Annotated in this window: 16 protein-coding genes; 6 read left to right on the forward strand and 10 right to left on the reverse strand. The window is 74.6% G+C overall.

What is annotated here, in order from left to right; all coding sequences use genetic code 11:
* Positions 1 to 122: 122 nt before the first annotated feature.
* The 5 genes from ACWGN5_RS19730 to ACWGN5_RS19750 all read left to right on the forward strand — a co-directional run bounded on the left by ACWGN5_RS19730 (position 123) and on the right by ACWGN5_RS19750 (position 5,014).
* The gene (locus ACWGN5_RS19730; protein ID WP_453516738.1) at positions 123 to 1,544 is read left to right on the forward strand and encodes an LAETG motif-containing sortase-dependent surface protein; all 1,422 of its coding nucleotides are present in this window, start codon (positions 123 to 125) and stop codon (positions 1,542 to 1,544) included.
* A gap of 260 nt (positions 1,545 to 1,804) precedes the next feature.
* Positions 1,805 to 3,469, forward strand: a complete 1,665-nt coding sequence (gene ettA / locus ACWGN5_RS19735; protein WP_453516741.1) for an energy-dependent translational throttle protein EttA — start codon at positions 1,805 to 1,807, stop codon at positions 3,467 to 3,469.
* Between the two features lie 5 nt (positions 3,470 to 3,474).
* Positions 3,475 to 3,900: an acyl-CoA thioesterase gene (locus tag ACWGN5_RS19740; RefSeq protein WP_189801763.1), complete on the forward strand. Its 426-nt coding sequence runs from the start codon at positions 3,475 to 3,477 to the stop codon at positions 3,898 to 3,900.
* Complete coding sequence (locus ACWGN5_RS19745; RefSeq protein ID WP_453516744.1) at positions 3,897 to 4,559, forward strand: hypothetical protein; 663 nt, start codon at positions 3,897 to 3,899, stop codon at positions 4,557 to 4,559. Before ACWGN5_RS19740 ends, ACWGN5_RS19745 begins: the two co-directional genes overlap by 4 nt.
* Positions 4,556 to 5,014, forward strand: coding sequence for a GNAT family N-acetyltransferase (locus ACWGN5_RS19750; protein WP_453516746.1), 459 nt, complete (start codon positions 4,556 to 4,558; stop codon positions 5,012 to 5,014). The genes ACWGN5_RS19745 and ACWGN5_RS19750 overlap by 4 nt, the downstream gene beginning before the upstream one ends.
* Here ACWGN5_RS19750 and ACWGN5_RS19755 read toward each other — a convergent pair.
* The 5 genes from ACWGN5_RS19755 to ACWGN5_RS19775 form a co-directional block, all read right to left on the reverse strand.
* A complete protein-coding gene (locus ACWGN5_RS19755; protein WP_453516748.1) occupies positions 4,986 to 5,594 on the reverse strand; it encodes a hypothetical protein in 609 nt (202 codons plus the stop codon). The two genes, ACWGN5_RS19750 and ACWGN5_RS19755, sit on opposite strands and share 29 nt — an antisense overlap.
* Positions 5,595 to 5,642: 48 nt before the next feature.
* On the reverse strand, positions 5,643 to 6,602 hold the full coding sequence (locus tag ACWGN5_RS19760; RefSeq protein ID WP_453516750.1) for an ABC transporter ATP-binding protein: 960 nt from the start codon (positions 6,600 to 6,602) through the stop codon (positions 5,643 to 5,645).
* Positions 6,599 to 9,424 (reverse strand): FtsX-like permease family protein, encoded by a 2,826-nt coding sequence (locus ACWGN5_RS19765; RefSeq protein ID WP_453516859.1) that lies wholly within the window; start codon positions 9,422 to 9,424, stop codon positions 6,599 to 6,601. The genes ACWGN5_RS19760 and ACWGN5_RS19765 overlap by 4 nt, the downstream gene beginning before the upstream one ends.
* A gap of 71 nt (positions 9,425 to 9,495) precedes the next feature.
* Positions 9,496 to 12,852: an FtsX-like permease family protein gene (locus ACWGN5_RS19770; RefSeq protein WP_453516752.1), complete on the reverse strand. Its 3,357-nt coding sequence runs from the start codon at positions 12,850 to 12,852 to the stop codon at positions 9,496 to 9,498.
* 154 nt (positions 12,853 to 13,006) lie between these two features.
* Positions 13,007 to 13,411: a globin gene (locus ACWGN5_RS19775; protein WP_453516753.1), complete on the reverse strand. Its 405-nt coding sequence runs from the start codon at positions 13,409 to 13,411 to the stop codon at positions 13,007 to 13,009.
* A 129-nt stretch (positions 13,412 to 13,540) separates the two neighbouring features.
* Between ACWGN5_RS19775 and ACWGN5_RS19780 the strand changes: the two genes are divergently transcribed.
* Entirely contained in the window at positions 13,541 to 14,491 is a 951-nt protein-coding gene (locus ACWGN5_RS19780; protein ID WP_453516755.1) for a methyltransferase domain-containing protein, read from the forward strand.
* A gap of 30 nt (positions 14,492 to 14,521) precedes the next feature.
* Here ACWGN5_RS19780 and ACWGN5_RS19785 read toward each other — a convergent pair whose 3' ends face one another.
* From ACWGN5_RS19785 to ACWGN5_RS19805, 5 genes are read right to left on the reverse strand one after another with little or no spacing between them, the layout of a single operon-like run.
* Positions 14,522 to 15,874 (reverse strand): FHA domain-containing protein, encoded by a 1,353-nt coding sequence (locus ACWGN5_RS19785; RefSeq protein ID WP_453516757.1) that lies wholly within the window; start codon positions 15,872 to 15,874, stop codon positions 14,522 to 14,524.
* Positions 15,875 to 15,915: 41 nt separating this feature from the next.
* Positions 15,916 to 17,241, reverse strand: coding sequence for a vWA domain-containing protein (locus ACWGN5_RS19790; protein ID WP_453516760.1), 1,326 nt, complete (start codon positions 17,239 to 17,241; stop codon positions 15,916 to 15,918).
* A gap of 55 nt (positions 17,242 to 17,296) precedes the next feature.
* Positions 17,297 to 18,808, reverse strand: coding sequence for a PP2C family serine/threonine-protein phosphatase (locus tag ACWGN5_RS19795; protein ID WP_453516761.1), 1,512 nt, complete (start codon positions 18,806 to 18,808; stop codon positions 17,297 to 17,299).
* 2 nt (positions 18,809 to 18,810) lie between these two features.
* A complete protein-coding gene (locus tag ACWGN5_RS19800; protein WP_453516861.1) occupies positions 18,811 to 21,303 on the reverse strand; it encodes a tetratricopeptide repeat protein in 2,493 nt (830 codons plus the stop codon).
* Between the two features lie 59 nt (positions 21,304 to 21,362).
* Entirely contained in the window at positions 21,363 to 22,649 is a 1,287-nt protein-coding gene (locus ACWGN5_RS19805; RefSeq protein ID WP_453516762.1) for a hypothetical protein, read from the reverse strand.
* Positions 22,650 to 22,654 lie beyond the last annotated feature (5 nt).

A 22,654-nucleotide genomic window follows, 5' to 3' on the forward strand; every position in this document is an offset into this window, starting at 1 on the left:
CCCTAGGATTCCCGGTACTCGTGTGGCACATGAGCCCATCGAGTCTGTGAGTTCTGCTGGCGTGCGCTCCCCCCACGCGAATCGACCAAGTTCGCGGAGCGTCTCGCCCGGAGGGGAATCCAATGTTTTCAGTTCGTGGGCGTGGCGTTGCCCGCCTGGCAGCCACGATCCTGGTGTCCGGCCTCGTCGCGACCGGTGCGATAGCGACCGCCGGTCCGGCCCTCGCCGATGACGCCCCGGGCGTCGGCGGCGTCACCGCGAAGTTCGGCGGCATGACCGACGACGCCGGTGCCGTCGAGATCACCGAGAAGGACGGCACCAAGTGGCCGGTCAACGGTGGTCTGTTCAAGATGGAGGTCGAGGGCGGGGGCACCCTCTTCACCTACTGCATCGACCTGCGCACCGGGGCGAAGCGGGACTACGACTACAAGGAAGTCGGCTGGGACGAGTCCTCCCTCCACAACAACGGCAACGCGGGCAAGATCCTCTGGATCCTGGAGCACTCCTACCCGAAGCTGTCCGCCGAGACCCTCGGCGGCACCGTGGGCGCCGACCTCTCCAAGCAGGAGGCCGCGGCCGGCACCCAGGCCGCCATCTGGACCCTCTCCGACAACGTCGTCGCGACGCCGAAGGACGAGGACGCCGAGAAGCTGAAGGAGTACCTGCTGGAGAAGGCGGTCGAGCTCGACGAGCCGACGGCCTCCCTCAGCCTCTCCCCGTCCACCGTGGCCGGCAAGGCCGGTGACAAGCTCGGCCCGATCACCGTCACCACCAACGCCACCGCCAAGCTCGCGGCCGCCGCAGGCGCCCCGGCCGGCGTCCAGATCGTCGACGGCGCCGGCAAGCCGGTCACCGAGGCCAAGAACGGCGACAAGATCTACTTCGACGTTCCCGCCGGCACCGCCGACGGCAGCGCCGAGCTGACCGCCGAGGCCACCACCAAGGTCTCGCTCGGCCGCGCCTTCGTCTCGATCGACGGCCCCTCGCAGACCCTGATCCTGGCCGGCTCCAGCGACTCCACCGTGACCGCCAAGGCCTCCGCCACCTGGGCGAAGAAGGGTGCCGTCCCGGCCGTCACGGTCGCCAAGGACTGCGCCAAGGGCGGCCTGGAGGTCATCGCCTCCAACAAGGGCGACGAGGCCTGGACCTTCGACCTGAAGGGCACCTCGTACACGATCGCCGCCGGTGAGACGAAGAACATCGCCGTCCCGCTCGCCGAGGACGAGGCGTACAAGTTCACGATCACCGGCCCGAACGGCTTCGAGGAGACCTTCGAGGGCGTCCTGGACTGCAAGACGGCCACCCCCGGCCCGAAGCCGTCGGAGACCCCCTCCACGACCCCCTCGGCCACGCCTTCCACCCCGTCCACCACGGGCGGCACCACCGGTGACACCACCGGCGGCACCACGACCGGTGGCGGCGACCTCGCCGAGACCGGCAGCTCCAACGCCACCCCGATGATCGCCGGCATCGCCGCCGCGCTCGTCGTGATCGGCGGCGGCGCGGTGTTCTTCCTCCGCAAGAAGAAGACCGCCGGCCAGTGAGCCGCAGGCAGTGAGCATGGAGTGAGCCGCTGACTCCGCGGAGTGATCCGCGTCACACGCGCCCCACCCCATGACCCCGCACGACCCCGGACCGCACCCGCGTCCGGGGTCGTCGCACGTCCACGCCCCGAAACGGCCCCGTTCCGCCCCCGCCGCCCCCGCCGCGCCCCCGCCCGGCGCCTTACCGGTTTCCGCCTGAGGGTGGCGGTCAGGCAAGATGGGGTGTATCTGCCCACTCACTCTTTGCCGGACGGTTTCTCTTGGCTGAGTACATCTACACGATGCGCAAGGCGCGCAAGGCGCACGGCGACAAGGTCATCCTGGATGACGTGACGCTGAGCTTCCTGCCGGGCGCGAAGATCGGTGTGGTCGGCCCGAACGGTGCCGGTAAGTCCACCGTTCTGAAGATCATGGCGGGCCTGGAGCAGCCGTCCAACGGTGACGCCTTCCTGTCGCCCGGCTTCTCCGTCGGCATCCTCATGCAGGAGCCGAAGCTCGACGAGACGAAGACCGTCCTGGAGAACGTCGAGGACGGCGTCGCCGAGATCAAGGGCAAGCTCAACCGGTTCAACGCGATCGCCGAGGAGATGGCGACCAACTACACCGATGAGCTCATGGAGGAGATGGGCAAGCTCCAGGACGACCTGGACCACTCCAACGCCTGGGACCTCGACGCCCAGCTGGAGCAGGCCATGGACGCGCTGGGCTGCCCGCCCGGCGACTGGCCGGTCAACAACCTCTCCGGTGGCGAGAAGCGCCGTGTCGCGCTCTGCAAGCTGCTCCTGGAGGCCCCCGACCTGCTGCTCCTCGACGAGCCCACCAACCACCTCGACGCCGAGTCGGTGAACTGGCTGGAGCAGCACCTCGCCCAGTACAAGGGCACCGTCGTGGCCATCACCCACGACCGGTACTTCCTCGACAACGTCGCCGAGTGGATCCTGGAGCTCGACCGCGGTCGCGCCCACCCCTACGAGGGCAACTACTCCACCTACCTGACCAAGAAGTCCGAGCGGCTCAAGGTCGAGGGCCAGAAGGACGCCAAGCGCGCCAAGCGGCTCAAGGAAGAGCTCGAGTGGGTGCGGTCCAACGCCAAGGGCCGTCAGGCCAAGTCCAAGGCCCGTCTCGCGCGCTACGAGGAGATGGCGGCCGAGGCCGACAAGATGCGGAAGCTGGACTTCGAGGAGATCCAGATCCCGCCGGGCCCGCGCCTGGGCTCCATCGTCGTCGAGGTCGAGAACCTCTCGAAGGCCTTCGGCGACAAGGTCCTCATCGACGACCTGAGCTTCACCCTGCCCCGTAACGGCATCGTCGGTGTCATCGGCCCGAACGGCGCCGGCAAGACCACGCTCTTCAAGATGCTCCAGGGTCTGGAGACCCCGGACTCCGGCTCCGTCAAGGTCGGCGAGACCGTCAAGATCTCGTACGTCGACCAGAGCCGCGCCAACATCGACCCGAAGAAGACGCTGTGGGCCGTCGTCTCCGACGAGCTCGACTACATCAACGTCGGCCACGTCGAGATGCCCTCCCGCGCCTACGTCTCCGCGTTCGGCTTCAAGGGCCCGGACCAGCAGAAGCCGGCCGGCGTGCTCTCCGGCGGTGAGCGCAACCGCCTGAACCTCGCGCTCACCCTCAAGCAGGGCGGCAACCTGCTGCTCCTCGACGAGCCCACCAACGACCTCGACGTCGAGACCCTGTCCTCCCTGGAGAACGCGCTCCTCGAGTTCCCGGGTGCGGCCGTGGTCATCTCCCACGACCGTTGGTTCCTGGACCGAGTGGCCACCCACATCCTCGCGTACGAGGGTGAGTCGAAGTGGTTCTGGTTCGAGGGCAACTTCGAGTCGTACGAGAAGAACAAGATCGAGCGCCTCGGCCCGGACGCGGCCCGTCCGCACCGTGCCACCTACAAGAAGCTGACCCGAGGCTGAGGTCAGTGACCAGGCACATCTACAGCTGTCCCCTGCGCTGGTCGGACATGGACGCCTTCGGGCACGTCAACAACGTCGTCTTCCTGCGGTACCTGGAAGAGGCGCGGATCGACTTCATGTTCCGGCTGGCGCCGGGGGACGGTTCCCCCTCGTTCTCCGGCGGGTCCGTCGTGGCCCGGCACGAGATCGACTACAAGCGGCCGCTGGTCCACCGGCACGAGCCGGTGACCATCGAGTCGTGGGTCACGAAGATAGGCGCGGCGTCGCTGACGATCGCGTACGAGGTCAAGGACGCCGACGTCGTGTACGTCCGCGCGTCCACGGTCGTCGTGCCCTTCGACCTGGAGGCGCAGCGTCCGCGGCGGATCACCGCCGAGGAGCGCGAGTTCCTGCAGGAGTACGTCGACGACGGGATGTCGTCCGCCGCATGACCCTGCTCGCTCCCCTGCACTTCGCCGACCCCAGGGAGGCGGCGGCCCTCGCCGCCTTCCTGGGCCGGCTGGTGCACTACGACCGCGCCGCCGCCGTCCGCCTCCAGGCCGCCGGCGGGGCGCTGGCCGTCTTCGGGCGGCCGCCGTCGTTCGAGGTGCTCGCGATCCGCACGGCCCGGCTCGTGGACGCCGTCGAACTCGACGTCACCGTCTCCGCCGGTGAACTCCTCGACGGCATCGAGGAGTCGGCCGGCAAGGCCGTCGTCCCGGACTCCGTGACCGGCCCGCCGTGGGCCGGGGTCCTCCCGCCGCGCGGCGGCTGGCAGCCGGTCCCCGGCCTCCCCGACGTCGCCGGGATGCGGGGCGCCGTCGCGGCCGCCGTCCGTGAGTTCCGCGCGCGGGACGAGGCGCTGCCGGAGGAACGGCGCACCCGCACCGAGCGCGACGCCCTCGGCCGCGAGATCTGGTCCCGGACCCTCGGCACCACCGGGCTCCCGCTGCGCGCCGTGCACGCCGCGCAGTCGCTCGGCTTCCTGCCGCCGGGGGACGCGCCGGTGACCCTGTTCGCCTCCGGGCCGTGGCTGCGGCTGCGTACCCCGTACGGCTCGATCGCGCTGCGCACCGGATCCTCGATCTCGCTCGGCGTCGCCCCCCGATGAGCCCCGCCGAGCACGGTGACCAGCCGATCGTCCACGCCGAGCCCGGTGACCGACCCCCGCTCGACCTCAAGGTCGACGCGCCCCTCTCCGGTGACGAGCTCAACGGGCTCTTCCGGGACGCCTGGCCCGGGCATCGGGACATCGACTTCGGGCCCGTCCTCGCCCGCAGTCTCCTCCGCGTCACCGCCCGTCGGGCCGGGCGGCTCGTCGGGTACGTGAACGTCGTCGGCGACGGCGGCGTCCACGCGTTCCTCCTCGACACCACCGTCCACCCCGACGAGCGCCGCCGGGGCCTCGGTGTCACCCTCGTACGGACCGCCGCCGAGGCCGCCCGCGCGCGCGGCGCGCACTGGCTGCACGTGGACTACGAGCCGCACCTCACCGCCTTCCACGAGCGGTGCGGCTTCCGTCCCACCGCGGCCGGGCTCATGGCGCTCGGCGGCCCCACCGGCTGAACCGCCGCGCGCCCGCCGTGGCGGCGGCCAGCAGGAGTACGGCGAGGGCCGCCTGCCGCCACGGCGAGGTGGAACCCTCCAGGGCCGGGGCCACCCGCCGCCGCGGATCGTAGGCCACCCGGACCTCCCCGCCGTCCGGCGCGGCCCGGTGGTCCTCCGTGACCGTCGACGGATAGCCGCCCGGGCAGCGCAGGGTGTGGTGGTACAGCACCCTGGTGGCGCCGCCCTCGCCGACCGAGGTCTGCTCCTCCTCGCGGACCTTCACCACGACGCACGCGGCGACCGACCCGCGCGCGGCCGCACGGTCGGCGGCGGCCACCGTGAGGAGCAGCGCGCCGACCAGCGCGAGCGCGCCGAAGAAGCCCATGACGCCGTCGACGAGCAGGAAGTACGCCACTGCCGCCGCCAGGATCGCCGCCCCGCCGACCGAGACCGCGACGGTGGTGGACGGCGCGGAGGCGCCGCCGAAGCACCAGGCCGACCACGCGTACACCGCGAGCGCGCAGACCGCGGGCAGGGCCGCGGTCGCCCAACTCCCCAGGCCCGCCGCCGACTCCGCCGACGCATCCGTCGATGACATGGACATCACCCCCGAGGGAGGGACGCCCAGCCGCCGGGGAAGGGTTCCTCAGCCCTCCGCGTCGTCCGGCCACACCCCGATGTGGTCCTGCTCAAGCTCGAGCGCCACCCGGTGCTCCATGCCGAGGGCCTGGGTGTACTCGGCCGGGAGCTGGAGCCGGCCCGCGCGGTCGAGCATCGCGTACTCCCGCGCCACCAGCGACTCCTGGCCCTGCTCGTCGACCTCGGTGCGGCGCAGCACCTCCGAGGAGGTCCGGCCGTCGCGGATGGCGACCGTGCGGCGCACCTCGGAGGCGACCGCCTGGTCGTGGGTGACGATCACGATCGTCGTGCCCAGCTCCTCGTTGGCGCGGCGGAAGGCCGCGAAGACCTGCTCGCCGGTGGCCGAGTCCAGCTCGCCCGTCGGCTCGTCGGCGAGGAGCACGGCCGGGTTGTTGGCGAGGGCGACCGCGATGGCCACCCGCTGCTGCTGGCCGCCGGAGAGCTGGTGCGGGCGCCGGTCGCGGATCTCCGAGATGCCCAGCATGGCGAGCAGCTCCTCGGCCCGCTCCGCCTTCTGCTTCGAGCGGCCCCGCAACTGCATGGGCAGCGCCACGTTCTGGGCGGCCGTCAGGTACGGCAGGAGGTTGCGGGCGGTCTGCTGCCAGACGAAGCCGACGACCTCGCGGCGGTAGCGCAGCCGCGCCTTGCCGTCCATGCCGAGCAGGTCGCAGCCGGCGACCCGGGCGGCGCCCGCGGTCGGCACGTCCAGGCCCGCCAGGATGTTCATCAGGGTCGACTTGCCGGAACCCGAGGCGCCCACCAGGGCCATCAACTCGCCCTCCTTCACCAGGAGGTCGAGCCCCTGGAGCGCCTGCACCTCCACCCCGTCCGTGGTGAAGATGCGGACGAGCCGGTCGCAGGCGATGAGCGCGTCATGGCCGTACGAAGGCCGGTCGCGGCGCGCCGTGGCCCGCCGCTCCAGCTCTTCCAGGCTGGTGTCGGACAAGGCCGTGTCGGTGTTCGTCATCGTGCGTCTCCTGCCCTGAGTTCCTTGATCGAGCCCCTGCGTCCCGCCCACCACGCCTGTCCGACCGCCGCGAGCGCCGTGAGGACGACGACGGCGAGCGCGGGCAGGACGAGCGACCAGGGGTCCGCCCGCAGCGGGGCGCTGTCCAGCGGGGCGAAGCCCGGTGCCGCCGCGAGCGCCAGCCGGAACAGGTCGATGCCCGGGGCGAGCAGCGGCACCGTCGCCCAGCCGACCAGGATGCCGCCGAGCGCGGCGAGCACCGCCTGCGGCAGCGCCTCCAGGGCGAGCAGCCGCCGCCCCTGCTTCCGGGTGAGGCCCATGGTCCGCAGCCGGGCCAGGAGCGTGTTCCGCTCGGGTGCGCTCTGCATGAGGGAGAGCAGCAGGGCCACCACGGCGAAGGCGGCGCCCGCGCCGATCGCGCCCAGGTAGATCCGCTCGGCACCGGACTGGAGCGGCGAGTCCACGTACGTGGCCCGTTCCTCGCTGCGGAGCTTCACGTCGAGCCGGGAGGACTTCGCCTTCACGGCGGCGCGCAGCGCGGCGCCGTCCACCGGCCCTGTGACGAGCAGCTGGGTGGCGGCCCGGTGGGTGAGGTCGGCGCCGTTGACGAGGAGGAAGTCGGCGTCGTCGAGGGCCGGGGTGGTGGAGCGGACCGCGACCACCTGCACGCGGAAGACGCCGGCGGCCGCGATGATGTCCATCGGCTGCTTGCCGAGCCGTTCGGCGAGCTTCGGCGAGGCGATCGCGGGCAGCACCCGCTGGGTGTCGCCGACGGCGCCCTCGCCGCCCTTCCCCGTCGAGGCGAGCAGCCCGGCGGGGAACGGGCCGAAGCCGGTCCGGTTCGCGAGCCGGGTGTACGAGTCGGGCTCGACGCCCACGATCGGCGCGCTCATCGGCTCGGCGGTGGTCCCCTCGTGGGACGGCACGTCGACCCCGTACTCGATCTGCACCGCCGCCACGTCCCGTACCCCCGGCAGTCCGCGCACCGACTCGGTGAGTCCGGCGGGCAGCGGGGTCCATTCGACGTAGCCGCCGATCCGGGCGTCCGCGCCGGTCGCCAGGAGCGCCGCCCGGTCGCGGGCGTCGGCGACGCCGGCGAGGACGGAGCCGCCGAAGGCCGCGGTGGTCAGCGCGAGGACGAGGGCGAGCAGCGGAAGGGTGCCGGAGGAGGAGGCGCGTCCGGCGCGGGCGAGGGCCAGCGGTCCGACGGCCCCGCGCAGCCGGCGGGCCGGGCGGGCCAGCCAGCGCAGCGGCAGCGGGTAGATCCGTACGAGCACGGAGGCGGCGATCAGGCCGACGAGCACGGGCGCGGCGCTCACCAGAGGGTCGCCGGAGCCGGAGCCGGAGCCGGAGCCGGAGCCGGAGCTGGAGCCGGAGCCGGTGCCGCGCAGCCGCAGTGAGGCGACGGCGCCCACGGCGAGGACGAGCAGGGTGAGTTCGAGGACCGTGCGGCGCCGGGAGGGGCGGGCGGTGACCACGTCGTCGCGTGCGCCGTGCAGGCGGACGCGCCGGTGGCGGACGACGGCGCGCACGGGCAGGACGAGCGTCGAGATCAGGGCGACGAGGACGGCGGCCAGGACGGAGGGGGCGAGGGGGATCCCGGCGGAGTCTCCGCCGGGCGGCGGGACGGTAGCCACGGCGAGGCCGAGGGCGAGCGCGGCGGCCGGTACGGCGACGGCCGAGGTCTCGCCGAGCAGCCGCAGTCCGACGCCGGTGAGCGAGGCGCCGCGGGAGCGGAGCAGGGCGAGTTCGCTGTCGCGGCGGGCGACGAAGAGGCCGCCGGTCATCCCGAGGACGACCGCGGCGACGGCGCCGATCCCGAAGACGGCGACGGCCACGACCGGGTTGATGGCCTCGCGCATCGAGCGGTAGGAGTCGACGATCGTGTCGAGCTCGGTGGTGAGGGCGGCGTTGCCGCCGACGGCCCGGCGGAGTTTGACGAGGTCGGGGCCGCTCGCGGTCGCGTCGAGGGCGGCGGCGAGCCGGTCGGTGTCCCGGCCGGTGAGGTGGCCGACCGTGGGCATGTACCGGAAGAAGAGCTCCGGTTCGCTGTTGGTGGAGAGGACCACGGGCGCGGAGGCGGGGGAGAGGAGCAGCGCCCCCTGCCAGTAGTACTTCACCTCGTCGCCGACCATCGGGGCGAGCGCCGGGGTGCGCAGCAGCGGCTCGACGGCCCAGTACGGGGATTCCGGGGCGCGGGGTTCCACGATCCCGGTGATCGTGACGGCGAGCGGTTCCGGGCTGGTCTTGCTCGGCACGTGCACGACGGAGCCGGGCTTCAGGTGCAGGGACTCGGCGGTCTGCACGGTCACGACGGCTTCGGGGGCGGCGGCCGTGCCCGCGGCGGGCCGGCCCTTCCGCAGCGTCGCGTGTTCGGCGAGCCGGGACGGGGAGGACAGGACGAACTCGGGCGGGAGCCCGTCGGGCCGGGGCAGCCACGGGTCGGTTCCCTCGACGCGCTTGACCGTACGGACGCCGTGGACGGTCTGCTCCGGGTCGGCGACGATCGGTGCGGACAGCAGCTTGCGTGCGGTGTCGCTCTTCTTCTGGAGCGCGCCAGGGTTCAGGCCAGGCCCGCGTTCGTCGATGGGGATCGGGGTCGTCAGTTCGAGGACGGAGTTGCGCGGCTCGGCGGTCCGGATGTCGTGCCGCAGGCCCTCCGTCTCGTACCGGTCGACGGCCCGCGGCAGCGCGGCCGCGAGGTACGCGGTGACGAGGACGAGCAGGGCGAGGGCGGCGGCGGCCCAGGGCGCGGTCCGCAGCCGGGTCCGCACCCAGGGCGCCACCGCGCGGGCGGGCTTGTCGGACCGGGACCGGGGCATGGCGGGGGCCTTCCTGCGTACGGCGGGCATGTCGGTGCTGTCCCTGTCCTCGTCAGGGGCCGTCGGCGGCATCAGTTCTCCGCCTGGTGGCGCAGGGTCACGGCCGGGTCGGCGCGGCGCAGGGCGATCGCGGCGACGATGGCGAGCGGCAGCGCGGCCACGCCGGCGAGCAGCAGCGCCACCTGGCCGAGGGGCAGTTCGACGAGGACCGGCGGGATGGGCCGGGCGGCCTGGCCGGTGAGGACGACGAGCGGGACGACGGCCCGGGCCAGGACGGTGCCGAGCCCGATGCCGACGAGCAGGCCGATGCCGATGAGCAGGCCCTGTTCGGCGGCGACGAGCCGGGCGAGCTTGCGGCGGGGTGCGCCGAGTGCCCGCAGGACGCCGAACTCGGCGGAGCGTTCCCGCATGGCGCCGGCCGAGCCGACGGCGAAGCCGACCGCGGCGAGCGCGGCGGCGGCCGCGGCGACCGCCATCAGGGCGGCGTTGGGACCGGCGCCGAGCGGGTCGCCGAGGAGTTCCTCGGCGGCCTCGTCCCGTACGAGGACCTGGGCCGGGTCGGTGTCGGCGCGGGCGCGCAGGGCGGCGGCGACCTCGTCCGTGTGGCCGGGGGCGGTGGTCAGCCACCACTCGGTGGGCGGCAGGGTCGCGAGGCCGGCGGAGTGGGCCGCCAGGTAGCGGTTGACCGCGCCCAGGTCGAGGAGGATCGCGCCGCCCTCGTCGGGGGTGGCGACGGTGGTGGTGGCGGAGGCGGTCCGCGCGCCCGGTCCGGTGCTGGGCAGCTCCTTGACCACCTGGTCGACGGTGACGTCGAGCTGCCGGCCGGCGATGCCGATCTGGATCAGGTCGCCGGTCCTGGCGCCGGCGGCCGCCATGAAGGCGTCGGTGGCGACGGCGGTGAGCCGCTTGGGGGCCTTCGGGGCGGGGGAGTTCATCCGCAGGGTGAACTCCGGGGCCTCCACGGGGAGGCCGATCGTCGCGCCGATGACGGGGAACGCGAAGGAGTACGGGGCGGGGCGGCCGCCGGTCCCGGCGGACCCGGCGCGGGCGGTGGCCCTGCCGTCGGTCGTGCTGTCCCCGGCCATGGTCTGCTCGTAGCCGGCGGCCCAGTCGGCGAGGACCTGGGCGGGGGAGTGCGTCGTGGTGCCGCCGGTTCCGACGGTGGTGAAGGCCTCGACGTGGAGGGTCTGCGTGCCGTTCGCGCCGTCGGGGACGGTGCCGGTGAGTTCGAGGCCGGTGAGGGTGAGCGGGCCGCCGGTGCCGGGGCTGCCCTCGGCGCCGGGTGCGGCACCCTCGGTGCCGAGGTCGAGGCTCAGCCGGTGGGTGCGGCCGTCGGAGGGCAGCGCTCCCAGGTCCCGCCGGTACGGGACGCCGTTCGGGTCCTCCACGACGGCGCCGACCCGGGTCTCGGGCGTGCCGGCGGGCGTGGAGGTCCGCAGGTCGACGGTGAGCGTGCGGGTCCCGGTGGGCAGCGCGAGACCGGCGCGGGTGACGGTCTCGGGGGTCAGCGGGGCGAGCAGGGCGGGGGCCGGGGTGCCGGAGAGGTCGGAGCGGAGGAACATGCCGCCCGCGTAGCGGGTGTCGACGGCGAGGACGGTGGCGTTCTTCCCGGCCATGTCCAGCGAGGTGCGGTGCACGGGGGCGACGGCCTCGACGCCCGGCACGGCGGCGAGGCGCTGGGTCTGCGTCGGCTCGCCGGGGCCCGCGCCGAGGACGCGGACGTCCGTGCCGACCCGGAAGTCGGCCTGGTCGCGCTGCGAGCGTTCCCACGAGCCGCTCTGCGCGATGGCCAGCATGCCCATCGCGACGGCGAGGACGAGGAGGAGGACGGGGCCCGCGCCGCGCAGCGGCCTGCGGCTGAACTGCCAGCCCGCGAGGGCGGCGGAGAGCCCGCGCCCGCCGGCCGCGCGCCGCTCGGCCAGCTTGGCGGCGGGCGGCAGCAGACGCAGCGTCAGGACGGTGCCGGCGAGCAGGGCGAGGGCGGGCGCGGCGACGAGCACCGGGTCGACGGAGCCGCCGCCGGCCTCGTCCGCGCCGAGGGTGCCGCCCGCGGCGGCCGGCCGCTGGAGCTGCCAGTACGCCACGGCCGCGATCGCGAGGAGGCCGAGGTCGGCCCCGGCCCGTACCGGAGCGGGCAGCGCCGCCGAGCGGGCCTTGCGCAGCGAGACGACGGAGCCGTCCCCGGCGGCGAGCGCGGGGGCCACGACGGCCCCGGCGCAGCACAGCGCGACCACGGCGGCGACCAGCCACACCTGCGGCGAGGGCGAGGTGTCCAGGCGCACCCCGAGCTCGGAGAGCGCGGACCGCTCGGCGAAGAGCCGGGTCAGCGGGCCGGAGAGCAGCGGGGCGGCGAGCGCGGCGGGCAGGGCCAGCAGCAGCGCCTCGGTGGCGGCGAGCCCGGCGATCCGGCGCCGCGAACCGCCGCGGGCCCGCAGCAGGGCCGTCTCGCCGGACCGCTCGGTGCTGAGGAGCCGGGCGACGAGCAGCAGCGCGTACGCGGCGAGGAGCACCAGCTGGACGGCGACGATCAGCAGCGTGGAGCGGGAGACGAGCAGGGCCCGCTCGGTCTGGTCGAGGACGGTGGGGAGCGCGGTCGACGCGGAGATCGTCGTCCCGAAGGCCTGCGTGGAGGCGGCCAGCTTCTTGGGGCCCTCGGTGGCCGCGGCGCTCAGGGCGTCCATCCGGTCCGTGGTGAAGCCGGTAAAGTCGGCGGAGCCGAGCCAGGTGGTGTCGCCGGAGCTCAGCGCCCCGGAGGTGAGGACGGCCGGGTCGACGAGCAGCGGCCCGTACGTGGTGAACGCGACGGTCCGCACGCCGCGGCCGCCCGCCTGGTCCAGCTGCCAGTAGAGGTCGGCGGTGTCGACGGGCTTGTAGACGGCGGTGATCCGGGCCTTCACCGGGCGGTTCGTGAGCCGGTCGGTGAGGTCGAGCAGGGTGCCGGGGCCGACCTTGAGACGCCGGGCGGCTTCCTCGGGGAGCGCCGTCTCGACCACGCCCCCGGCGCGGGCGGGCGAGGGCCAGGAGCCCTTGACGAGCGAGAGCCGGGAGCGGTCGAGCGCGGCGAAGTGTGTCAGATCGGGGTCGCCCGTGCGGGCGGCGGGCGGCTGGAGGCTCCGGGGCAGCGCGTACGGCCCCGAGCGTTCGAGCCGCCACACGGTCACCGGCAGTCCGTCGAAGGTCCTCCGCACGCCGTCCTCGACGGCGGCCTCGGCGCCGGCCCGCTTGGCGGCCGGCACCTGGCCGCTGACGAGCAGCGAGGCGGCGGCCGCGGACCGGCCCCGCAGCCCTGCCTGGAGCGCGGCGTCCCCGATCGCGCCGGAGAAGGCGGAGAGGGTGGCGAGCACCGAGGTCGTCAGGAGCACCGCGAGGAGTGCCGCGGCGAGCAGCAGCCGGTGTGCCCTGACGCGCAGGAATACGAACCCCGTCACCCATCCCCCTGGATCCGCTGAAGTTTCCTCGGATGCTTTCAGAGGGCACGTGTCGCGGGTAACCGCTTCCACACGGACCTTGATGGGATCGTGACCGTTATTCGGCGTTCCGTGTCCGGAACGTTTCAGTCCGTGGAGGGGGTGAGGGGATCCCTCAGCTCGCGGTGTTCACCATCGACGCCGCCGCGTACGTCAGATAGCGCCACAGTTCCTTCTCGTGCTCCGGCGCGAGGCCGAGCGAGTCGAGGGCGTCGCGCATGTGGCGGAGCCAGGCGTCGTGCGCGGCCTGGTCCACGGTGAACGGGGCGTGGCGCATCCGGAGGCGGGGGTGGCCGCGGTGGTCGCTGTAGGTGCGGGGGCCGCCCCAGTACTGCATCAGGAAGAGGGCCAGGCGCTCCTCGGCCGGGCCGAGGTCCTCCTCGGGGTACATCGGGCGCAGCAGCGGGTCGGCCGCGACGCCCTCGTAGAAGCGGTGGACCAGGCGGCGGAACGTCTCCTCGCCGCCGACCTGCTCGTAGAAGGTCTGCTCCTGCACTGTTTCCCCGGGAATCTCGTTCACCGTTCCATCGTCTCAGATGCCCCGACGGAGGACCGGAGGCTTAGGACCACCTGTACGGCCGGTAGCCCGGGGGACGACCACCTGTACGGGCGGTCGCCCCGGGGGCCCGGAGGGCGGGAGAGTGGACCCATGGACGAGTTCGCCGGGGCCGGGGCGCGGCAGCGGCGCGCCCTCGTGCGGGAGCTGGAGGCGGACGGCCTGCTGACCGACCCCGCCTGGCGGGCCGCCTTCGCCGACGTGCCGCGCCATCTCTTCGTCCCGTACTACTACGTCTCCGCGCCCGGCGGCTACGAGCGGCTCTGGGCCGGCGACCCCGAGCCGGAGCGGCGGGACCGCTGGCTGCGCGGGGCGTACGACGACACGGCGATCGCCACCCGGGTACGGGACGGGGACCTGGTCTCCTCCGCCAGCCAGCCCTCCCTGATGGCGCTGATGCTCGACGCCCTGGAGGTACGCGACGGGGACGACGTCCTGGAGATCGGCGCCGGCAGCGGCTACCATGCGGCCCTGCTCTGCCACCGCCTCGGCGCGGAACACGTCACCACCGTCGACCTGGACGAGGAGATCGCCGAGTCCGCCCGCAGCCACCTCGCCGCCGCCGGGTACCGCCCCGCGGTGCTCGCCGCCGACGGAGCCCGGGGCTGCCCCGAGCACGCCCCGTACGACCGGATCGTGGCGACCTGCGAGGTGCCCGCCGTGCCCTATCCCTGGCTCGCCCAGTGCCGGCCCGGCGCGCTCGTCCTCGCCCCGCTCTCCACGGGGCTGATCCTGCTGCGGGTGCGCGACGCCGCGCACGCCGAGGGCCGCTTCCTCGCGACCTCCGCGTACTTCGTGGCGCTGCGGGGCGTCGCCGCCCAGGCCGTGTCCCCGGCCGTCCCGCCCCATGGACCCGCCGGGGACGAGCGCTTCCTCTTCCTGTGGGGGCTGGTCGCGGGGAGCCTCGACAGACGCGAAGCGCTCTCGCTCTGGCTGCGCGAGCGGCGGCCGGAGCGGGAGCGCTTCGGGGTGACGGTCAGCGGCGACCGTCAGTGGGCCTGGCTGGACGACCCGGCGGGGCCGTACGCCTGGCCCCTGCACTGAGGTGCCCCGTCAGACGTCAGACGTCAGGCGTCAGACGCAGCGGATCGTGATCGTGGTCCAGGCGCCGACGTGCACCCGGTCGCCGTCCTGGAGCTGGACGGGGACGTAGGGCTGGATCGGCTCCTCGCCGCCGTTGACCGTGGTGCCGTTGGTGGAGTTCTGGTCCACCACCGCCCACGAGCCGTCCGGCTGCTGCACGAGCACGGCGTGCTGGTGCGAGACGCCCGGGTCCTCCGGCGGCACCGACAGGTCGATGTCGGGGGACTCCCCGGTGGAGTGCCGGCGGCGGCCGATGGACACCTGGTTGCCCTGCAGCGGCACGTGCTTGTCCGGCGAGTACGCGGGCAGGTTCAGGCCCGTGGCCTCCGGACCGCTGCGCTGCATCATCGCCATGAAGTACTCGCGGTCGGGACCGATGACCGCGGTCCAGGCGAGGGGCTGCTGCGGCCGCGGCGGCTGGAACTGCTGCGGAGGCTGCGGCGCCTGGTGCTGCGGGGGCCCCTGGTGCTGCGGAGACTGCGGCGGCTGGTGCTGCTGCGGGGGCGGCGGGGGCGCCTGGTGGGGCGGTCCCTGCGGGGCCTGGTGCTGCGGCGGGGCCGGCGGGGCCTGCGGCGGCTGGTGCTGCGACGGCGGCGACAGGACCCAGTCGTCGTCCGCGCGCGGCTGCGGCGGCGCCGGCGGGGCCGGAGCCTGGGCCGGGGCCTGGAGGTACGCGGGCGGCGCGGGCGGCTGCTGCCCCTGCGGGCGCTGCGGCGGGGCCTGGTGGTGCGTGGGCTCGGCGCCCAGCGGCTCGGCCGGCCGGTTCACCTGCGAGGGCCGCGAGCCCTGGTAGCCGAAGGGGTCCGGCTGCTGCGGGGGCTGCTGCTGCGGCGGCGCGGGCGGCGGGGACTGGAAGCCCGGCGGCAGGTTGAGGCCGGGCGGCGGCCCGGGCTGCTGCGGCGGGGCGCTCGGCGGGGCGTTGTGCGGGGCGTTATGCGGGGCCAGCGGCGTGTACGAGGTCGCCGTGTTCGTGAGGAAGTTCCAGCGGCACTCCTCGCAGAACGGCGCCATGTGCTCGCGCGGCGTCCGGCACTGCGGGCACAGCTCCGCCTGGGCCGTCGCGTTCGGGTCGCCACCGGGGCCGAAGCCACCGGGGGCCGCGGGGGCACCGGGACCGCCCGGGCCGAAGCCGCCGGGAGCGCCCGGACCGCCGGGGGCGCCGGGCGGCGGGCCCATCGGGGGCTGGCCGGGGCCGCCGGGGCCCGGGTATCCGTACGCGGGGGGCGGCGGCGGGGGAGGCGGCGGTACGGCACCCGTCGGCGCACCCGCCCCGGCCATGCGATGGCCGCAGACCTCGCACCAGTCGTCGGAGACCGACTGGTGTCCGTTCGGGCAGGTCGGCATGTCGGTGCTTCCCCCTCTCGTCGTCCGGCCCGGTGGCCGGGCTACCTCTTCACGCGAACGGTCTTGGTGGAGCGGGTCTCGAGTGTCATCTCGTCCGCTTCCGCGACCTTCGCCTTCAAACGCACAGTACCGGTCGCCGCGTCGACGACGTCGACCACCTTCGAAAGCAGTTTCGCCGTATCCGCGTTGCCGGAGGCCGCCGCGAGCTGCACGGCACGGCCCAGCTTGGCCGTCGCGCCGTCACGATCGCCCGATTTGCGGGCATCGAGGCCCTGCTGGATGACGTCCGCCAGCTCGGCCTGGCCCGTGTAGTGCGCGACCTGCGGGTTGATCGACGTCGACATCGCGAGGTCGTCCGTCCACACCGCCCGTACCAGTCCTTGAGACAGCGGGCGCGGATCGCCGCCCGCCGGGTCCGGGGCGAGCAGGGAGACCCGGGCGGCGAGCATCTCCTGGCCGACCGCCGCGCGCGGGACCCGCACGCTCACGTGGTAGTCGCGGGACTCGTCGCCCCACGAGCCCGTCGGGTAGTCCCCGGCGCGCGGCCCCGCCTCGGTGCGCCGCCCGGTGAGGTCCTCGACGGCGGGCGCGACCTGCTTCACGAACATGATCTCGACCCCCACCGGGGTCCACAGGCGCAGGGCGACGTCCGCGACGCCCTTGCCCATCGCGTGCTCCATCATCGCCGTGAAGTCGGCGGCGAGTCCGGCCGGGTCGGCGACGATGTCGGCGGTGCCGAGGAGCGCCGAGGCGATCCCGGTGACCTCCTTGACCTCCCAGTCGGTGCCGACCCCGCGCGCGTCGCAGGTGAACCGGCCCGCGCAGGCGTCGAGCGCGTCCCGCAGCTCGGCCGGCGCCTCGTGCTCGTTGCGGCCGTCGGTGAGCAGGATGCCGTGCCGGATGGTGAGTTCGGCGGAGGAGAGCAGCCGGTCCGCGAGGCGGAGCCAGGTGCCGATCGCGGTGCCGCCGCTCGCGGAGAGCCGGCGCAGCGAGTCCTTGGCCTCGGCGCGGGTCCGGGCGTCGGCGACGGCGAGGCCGCCGTCGGCCGGGTAGACCTCCTTCGCCACGTGCGTCCCGGCGACGACGGCGAAGCGGGTGCCGTCGCGCAGGGTGTCGATGGCGGCGGCGGTCGCCTCGCGCGCGCCGCGCATCTTGGTGGCGGGGTAGTCCATGGAGCCGGAGCAGTCGAGCATGATCACGACGCCGGTCGCGGCCGGGTCGCCGCCCGCGAAGCCTCCGGTCGTGCCGCCGCCGGTCGAGGTGACGGTGACGATCGCGCTGACGTCCCGGCCGCCCTCGGGCAGGAACTCGTTCTGGTAGACGTCCACCGAGAACTGGGGCGCGGTCGGCTTGGAGAAGTTCGCCATGTGTTTCGGCTCCTCGGGCAACAACGGTGAAGGGGACGGGGATCGGCGACCGCTCTCAGGCGGATCCTGCCCCTCGGGGTCCGACGGTGAACGGGACGAGGGCGACCGTGATGTTGTCGTGGCCTCCGCCGTCGAGGGCGTGGCCGACGAGGACCTGGGCGCTGTGCAGCGGGCGGTCCGCGGCGTCGGCCGGGACGACCCGGGCCATGTCCTCGGCGGCCTCCGCGTAGTTCCACAGGCCGTCGGTGCAGACCACCACCACGCCGGAGCGGTCCGGCTTGAACGCGGCTGTGTGCGGGTCGAGTTCGTACGAGTCGGCGCCGAGCCAGCCGGTGATCGCGTGGGCGCGCTCGTCCGCGTACGCCTCGGCCTCGTTCATCAGGCCCGCCGCGACCATCTGCGCGGCCCACGAGTCGTCCTCGGTGAGCCGGGCGGGCGGGGTGCTGCGGTCGTCCGGCACCCAGTAGGCGCGGCTGTCGCCGACCCAGCCCACGACGAGCAGGCCCGCGGCGACGACGGAGCCGACGATGGTGCAGGCCGGGGCGTTGCGGTGGCGGTGCGGGTCGTGCTCCGAGCCGCCCTGACCCGGCTCCTCCGCGAGGGAGTTGACGGCCTCGGCGGCGGCCACGATCGCCTCGTGCATCGCCTGCTGCGGGTGCGTGCCCCGGGGGAGCGCGGCGAGCAGCGAGGCGCCGGCCGCCTCCGCGGCGGCGGCGGAGGCCTCGTCGGGGCGGGTCGCCGAGGAGACGCCGTCGCAGACGATCGCGAGGGTGGCCGGGGAGCCGTCGGGCAGGGTGGTCGCCGAGACGGCGAACGCGTCCTCGTTGCGGTGGTGGCGCAGCCCGCGGTCGCTCACGGCGGCGACGCCGGTGAGCTCCCGCTCCATGTGGTCGCGCTCGCGCGGCTGGGCGTGCCCGCAGTTCTCGCAGTACCCGTCGGTGTCCACCCGACCGGCCCGGCAGGCCACGCAGAGGGTGGCGGCGGGTGCCGCGGCGGGAGTCGTGGCAGCCGCGGCCGCCGGGGCCGGGTCCGCTCGTACGGCGGTACGGGGGTCGGGCGCGGCCAGCTCGAAGTCACCGTCGGACGTGGGGGATCCGACGGAGCGGGAGGCGGGCCGGGACACGGGCGCGGCGCTACCGGCGGGCGCCGGAGCTCCACCGGGCACGGCAGCACCGGGCGCGGCGGGACCGGGCACGGCGGGACCGGGCACGGCGGTACCGGGCACGGCAGCACCGGGCGCGGCGGGACCAGGCACGGCGGAGCCCGCCGTCGGGCCGTCCGTGCGGACCTCCATCGTCGGGAGGTCGCGGCCGCCGGAGTCGGTGCCCGGCAGGTCGCCCGGGTGCTGGGTCATGGTCGAGAGCGAACCGGGTTCGCGCGGCGGGGCCTCCGGCCAGGTCACGGGGGCGCCGATCGCCACGGTCGGGCGGTCCGGCTCGGCCTCGGCGGCCGGCGCGGCCGACAGGTCGTAGCCGCACGCCCCGCAGAACCGGTCACCCGAGTCCAGCGGCTCCGCGCAGCCCGGGCAGGCGGCGAGTCCGTGCGACGGCTTCGGCTTCTGGGACATCTTCACACCCACGTCCGGGGGCGGAAGCGGTTGGCCCGCTCCACCAGTTCGATCCTCTCCTCGCCCCGCTGGGCGAGCCGGGCCAGCACCCGGTACGAGCGTTCGAGGCCGAAGCGCAGTCCGCGCTCGTCCAGTTCACTGCCGAGCAGCAGCGCGCCGCCGCCCGGTGCCGCACCGGGACTCCCGGAGAGTACCCAGTCGAGCGCCGTCCCGAGCACCTCCGTCGACAGGTGCTCCCGGCGCACCGCGTCGAGCCCGAAGCCCTGGAGCGCGGAGACCTGCGCCGCGGCGGCCGTCAGATCGGCGCCGAGCGGCTCGTGCGCCGGACGCCGCCGCAGCCGCGCCCGCACGGCCGCGACCCGCGCCGCCGTGTAGTGGATCGACGCCTCCGGTACGGACTCCAGCGCCTGTACGGCTCCGATGCGGTCGCCCGCCGCGAGCCGCACCCGGGACAGCCCGAAGGCGGCGCTGACGAAGCTGGGGTCCGTGGCCCACACCAGGCGGTAGTACTCGGCGGCGTTGTCCAGCTGCCCCAGGACCTCGGCGCAGATCCCGAGGGCCAGCTTCGGCGCGGGCTCGCCCGGGAAGGCGTCGTACACCGCGTCGAAGGCGAGCGCCGCGTGCTCGTGGTCCCCGGTCACCAGGGAGGCGACGCCCCGGTACCAGACGACCCGCCAGTCGTCCGGGTCCCGCTCCTCCAGAGCGGCGAGGGTCCGCGCTGCGGAGGGCAGGTCGCCCAGCTCCAGCTGGGCCCGCAGGGTCCGCAGCCGCAGCTCGGTGGAGGGCGCGGGCGCGCCCTGGAGCGCCCCGAGGAGCTCGGCGGGGGCGGCGGCCGCGAGACCGGCGAGGAACCCGGCGTTGGGGTCGCTCGTGTCGACGCGCGGCACGGGCAGCGCGAGCGCGGTGGCCGGCGCGTCGAGCGGCGCGAGCAGCTCCGCGAGCCCGGAGCCCGCGCCGGAGCCGGCCGGCCCGGCGGGGCCGGTCTGCTGCGGAACCCCGGCCGCCGGCGGGAGTTCGGCCCGCTTGCGCCCGCCCTTCCGCGCGCCGAGCAGCGACACGTCCTCCGTCAGTTCGGCGAACAGCGCGGTGTCCGTGACCCGCACCTCCGTGCCGAACAGCGTCGACAGGGCCGGCCGGGGCCGCCCCGACTGGAGCGCCACGACCTCGCGGAGCACGCCCGTCAGCTGCTCGGCCATCTCCTGCGCGGAGGCGAACCGGCGGGCCGGGTCCGGGTCGGTGGCGCGGACCAGGAAGCGGTAGTACGACTCGTACGTCCGGAAGACGTCGATGTGCTCCGGGTCGGGCAGCGAGTCCACGAAGACGTTCGTGTAGCCCTGGAAGTCGAAGGTCATCACGGCGAGCGTGCGGGCCACCGTGTACAGGTCGCTGGCCACCGAGGGGCCGACCTCGGCCACCTCCGGCGCCTGGTAGCCGACCGTGCCGTAGATCGCGGACTCGTCGTCGTCCATCCGGCGGACCGCGCCCATGTCGATGAGCTTCAGCTGGTCCTCGGTCTGGATGGCGTTGTCGACCTTGAAGTCGCAGTACAGCAGGTTGCGGCTGTGCAGGTGTCCGAGCGCCTCCAGGGCCTCGATGCCGTACGCGCAGGCCTGCTCCACCGGCAGCGGGTCACGCCGGCCGTCGGGGGTGCGCCGGTCGTTGGCGATCTCCTTGAGCGACTTGCCGCCGACGTACTCCATGACGATGTAGCCGTCCATGGAGCCGGTGCGCGGGTCGAGGTGCTCGACGAAGTTGTAGATGCGGACGATGTTGGAGTGCTCGATCTCGGCGAGGAAGCGGCGCTCGGAGATCGCCGCGGCCATGGCGTCCTGGTCGCCGGTGTCGAGGAGGCCCTTGAGGACCACCCACCGGTCGGAGACGGCCCGGTCGACGGCGAGGTAGATCCAGCCGAGCCCGCCGTGCGCGAGGCAGCCCGCGACCTCGTACTGGCCGTGCACGATGTCCCCGGCGCGCAGCTTCGGCACGAAGGAGTACGGGTGCCCGCACTTGGTGCAGAAGCCCTCGGTGCGGCCCGGCCGGTCGCCGCGCGCGCGGCCCACCGGAGCCCCGCAGTCCGAACGGGAGCAGAAACGCTTCCGCTCGGGAACCTCGGCGTTCTCCATCACCGCAGCCCGCGGATCCGGGCGCGGCACCTCGGGGATCGTCACCAGGCCCGCGCCCAGCCGGTTCCGGGCGGACTGCCCGCTCGACGAGCCCGAGCTGCGCACCGACACCGAGCGGCCCGTCGAGGTCCCGGAGGCCCCGGAGAGCGAACGCGAGAGCCGCCCGGAGACCGAACGGCGCGAGGTCGAGGACCGGGACGAAGCGCGCGAGGACGCGCGCGAACTGCTCCGCGAGGAGGCCGAGTCACGCCCCCCGACGCCCGTCCCCTTCCCCGGCACGGCCATCCCGGTCGGCGTCGACCCGATCAGGCCCCCGGGCGCGACGACCGGCGCGAGCCCGCAGGTGTCGCAGTACAGCTCGCCGCCTCCCATGTCCTCGTACGAACCCTCGCACGAAGGACGCTGACAGCTCCCCACGCCCGTCTCCCCGCTCACCACTGTCGTCCTCCCGCGTCCCTCGTGTCCCGCGGACCGGTCAGCACGTCCGCCACCGCCTGCTGATAGCGCAGCACCGCCTGCTCCGCGACCCGCAGATCGCAGGGCGCGCTCCACAGCATCCGGCGCGCCGCGTCGTACCGCTCGACGAGCAGCGGATCCTCTGCCCCGCCGAGCCGCGCCGCCTTCGCCTTGTACGCGTCGAGCCGGCCGCGCAGCTCCGCCCGGACCGCGAGCGGCGCGGTGACCGCCGTCAACGACTCGCGGGCCCGCAGCAGTTCGTCCTCCGCCTCCCGCTCCAGGGACTCCAGGAGCGGGGAGAGCCGGTGCCACTGGGCGTGCCTGCGGTACTCGGCGGCGGCCGCGAGCCGCTCCTGCAGCACGATCGGCGGCCCGCTGACCGCCGGCACCTCGGAGGCGGCGATCTTCGCGAGGACCTCGCCGCGCGCCGACCGCGCCTCGGCGAGCGTCCGGTCCGCCCGCGAGAGCACGTCCCGCAGCCGCAGCAGCCGGTCCTCGGAGTCCTGCCGGACCGCGAGCACCGCCTCGATCTCCCGCCGCACGTCCTCCAGGGCCAGGGCCGCCCGGTCGTACCGCTCGGTGTCGGGACGGCCGCCGCCGGGCGCCGAACTCCCCGCCGCCGGCCGCCAGAACGCCAGCGGGTCGGTCACCACCTGGGAACGCAGCGCGGTCAGCTCGGCCGTGATCGCCTCCAGCTCGTCGCCCGCCGGATGCTCCCCGGGCCGCACGCCGACCGAGTGCGCGAGCGAACGCGTCCGGCCCAGCTCGGCGGCGAGCAGGTCTATCCGGGCCGGCAGCGCCGACCAGACCGCGTCGGCGGTGACGACCAGGTCGAGCGAGGAGGCGTACAGCTCGTTCATCCGCCGGACCAGCCCCTCCAGGCTGAACCGCTCGGTGAGCAGGGCGTCCTCGCCGGCCCCGCCCGGGACGAGCACGGTGTCGCCGCGCAGCCGGTCGGTCAGCTCCACGAGCTCCTCCCGGCCGGGCCAGCGGCGCCGCGCGCGCAGCTCACGGGCGTCCCGCAGGGCCCCGGTGTACACGTCGAAGCAGGTCCAGAGCAGGGTGATGGTCCGCTCGGCGGCCGCCCACCGCTCCCGGGTCGTGCCGGTCAGCTCGGCCCCTTCGAGCAGCCTGCGGCCCGCGTGGTCCTGGAGCGCGAGGAGCGAGTCCTCGATCGCCTTGTGCTCGGCGCCGAGCCGCGCCAGCGCACGGTCCACCTCGTCCCGGTCCATCACCGGCCCGGGGGGTCCCGTGACGCCCATCGGTC

Source organism: Streptomyces sp. NPDC055815 (genome assembly GCF_053616475.1).

What these genes read in the sequence shown, in the direction of transcription:
- ACWGN5_RS19805 (WP_453516762.1), bottom strand. Translation starts at nt 22,649, where the DNA reads ATGGGCGTCACGGGACCCCCCGGGCCGGTGATGGACCGGGACGAGGTG.
- ACWGN5_RS19760 (WP_453516750.1), bottom strand. Translation starts at nt 6,602, where the DNA reads ATGACGAACACCGACACGGCCTTGTCCGACACCAGCCTGGAAGAGCTG.
- ACWGN5_RS19750 (WP_453516746.1), top strand. Translation starts at nt 4,556, where the DNA reads ATGAGCCCCGCCGAGCACGGTGACCAGCCGATCGTCCACGCCGAGCCC.
- ACWGN5_RS19780 (WP_453516755.1), top strand. Translation starts at nt 13,541, where the DNA reads ATGGACGAGTTCGCCGGGGCCGGGGCGCGGCAGCGGCGCGCCCTCGTG.
- ACWGN5_RS19800 (WP_453516861.1), bottom strand. Translation starts at nt 21,303, where the DNA reads ATGGGAGGCGGCGAGCTGTACTGCGACACCTGCGGGCTCGCGCCGGTC.
- ACWGN5_RS19785 (WP_453516757.1), bottom strand. Translation starts at nt 15,874, where the DNA reads ATGCCGACCTGCCCGAACGGACACCAGTCGGTCTCCGACGACTGGTGC.
- ACWGN5_RS19790 (WP_453516760.1), bottom strand. Translation starts at nt 17,241, where the DNA reads ATGGCGAACTTCTCCAAGCCGACCGCGCCCCAGTTCTCGGTGGACGTC.
- ACWGN5_RS19755 (WP_453516748.1), bottom strand. Translation starts at nt 5,594, where the DNA reads ATGTCATCGACGGATGCGTCGGCGGAGTCGGCGGCGGGCCTGGGGAGT.
- ACWGN5_RS19795 (WP_453516761.1), bottom strand. Translation starts at nt 18,808, where the DNA reads ATGTCCCAGAAGCCGAAGCCGTCGCACGGACTCGCCGCCTGCCCGGGC.
- ACWGN5_RS19730 (WP_453516738.1), top strand. Translation starts at nt 123, where the DNA reads ATGTTTTCAGTTCGTGGGCGTGGCGTTGCCCGCCTGGCAGCCACGATC.
- ACWGN5_RS19765 (WP_453516859.1), bottom strand. Translation starts at nt 9,424, where the DNA reads ATGCCCCGGTCCCGGTCCGACAAGCCCGCCCGCGCGGTGGCGCCCTGG.
- ACWGN5_RS19745 (WP_453516744.1), top strand. Translation starts at nt 3,897, where the DNA reads ATGACCCTGCTCGCTCCCCTGCACTTCGCCGACCCCAGGGAGGCGGCG.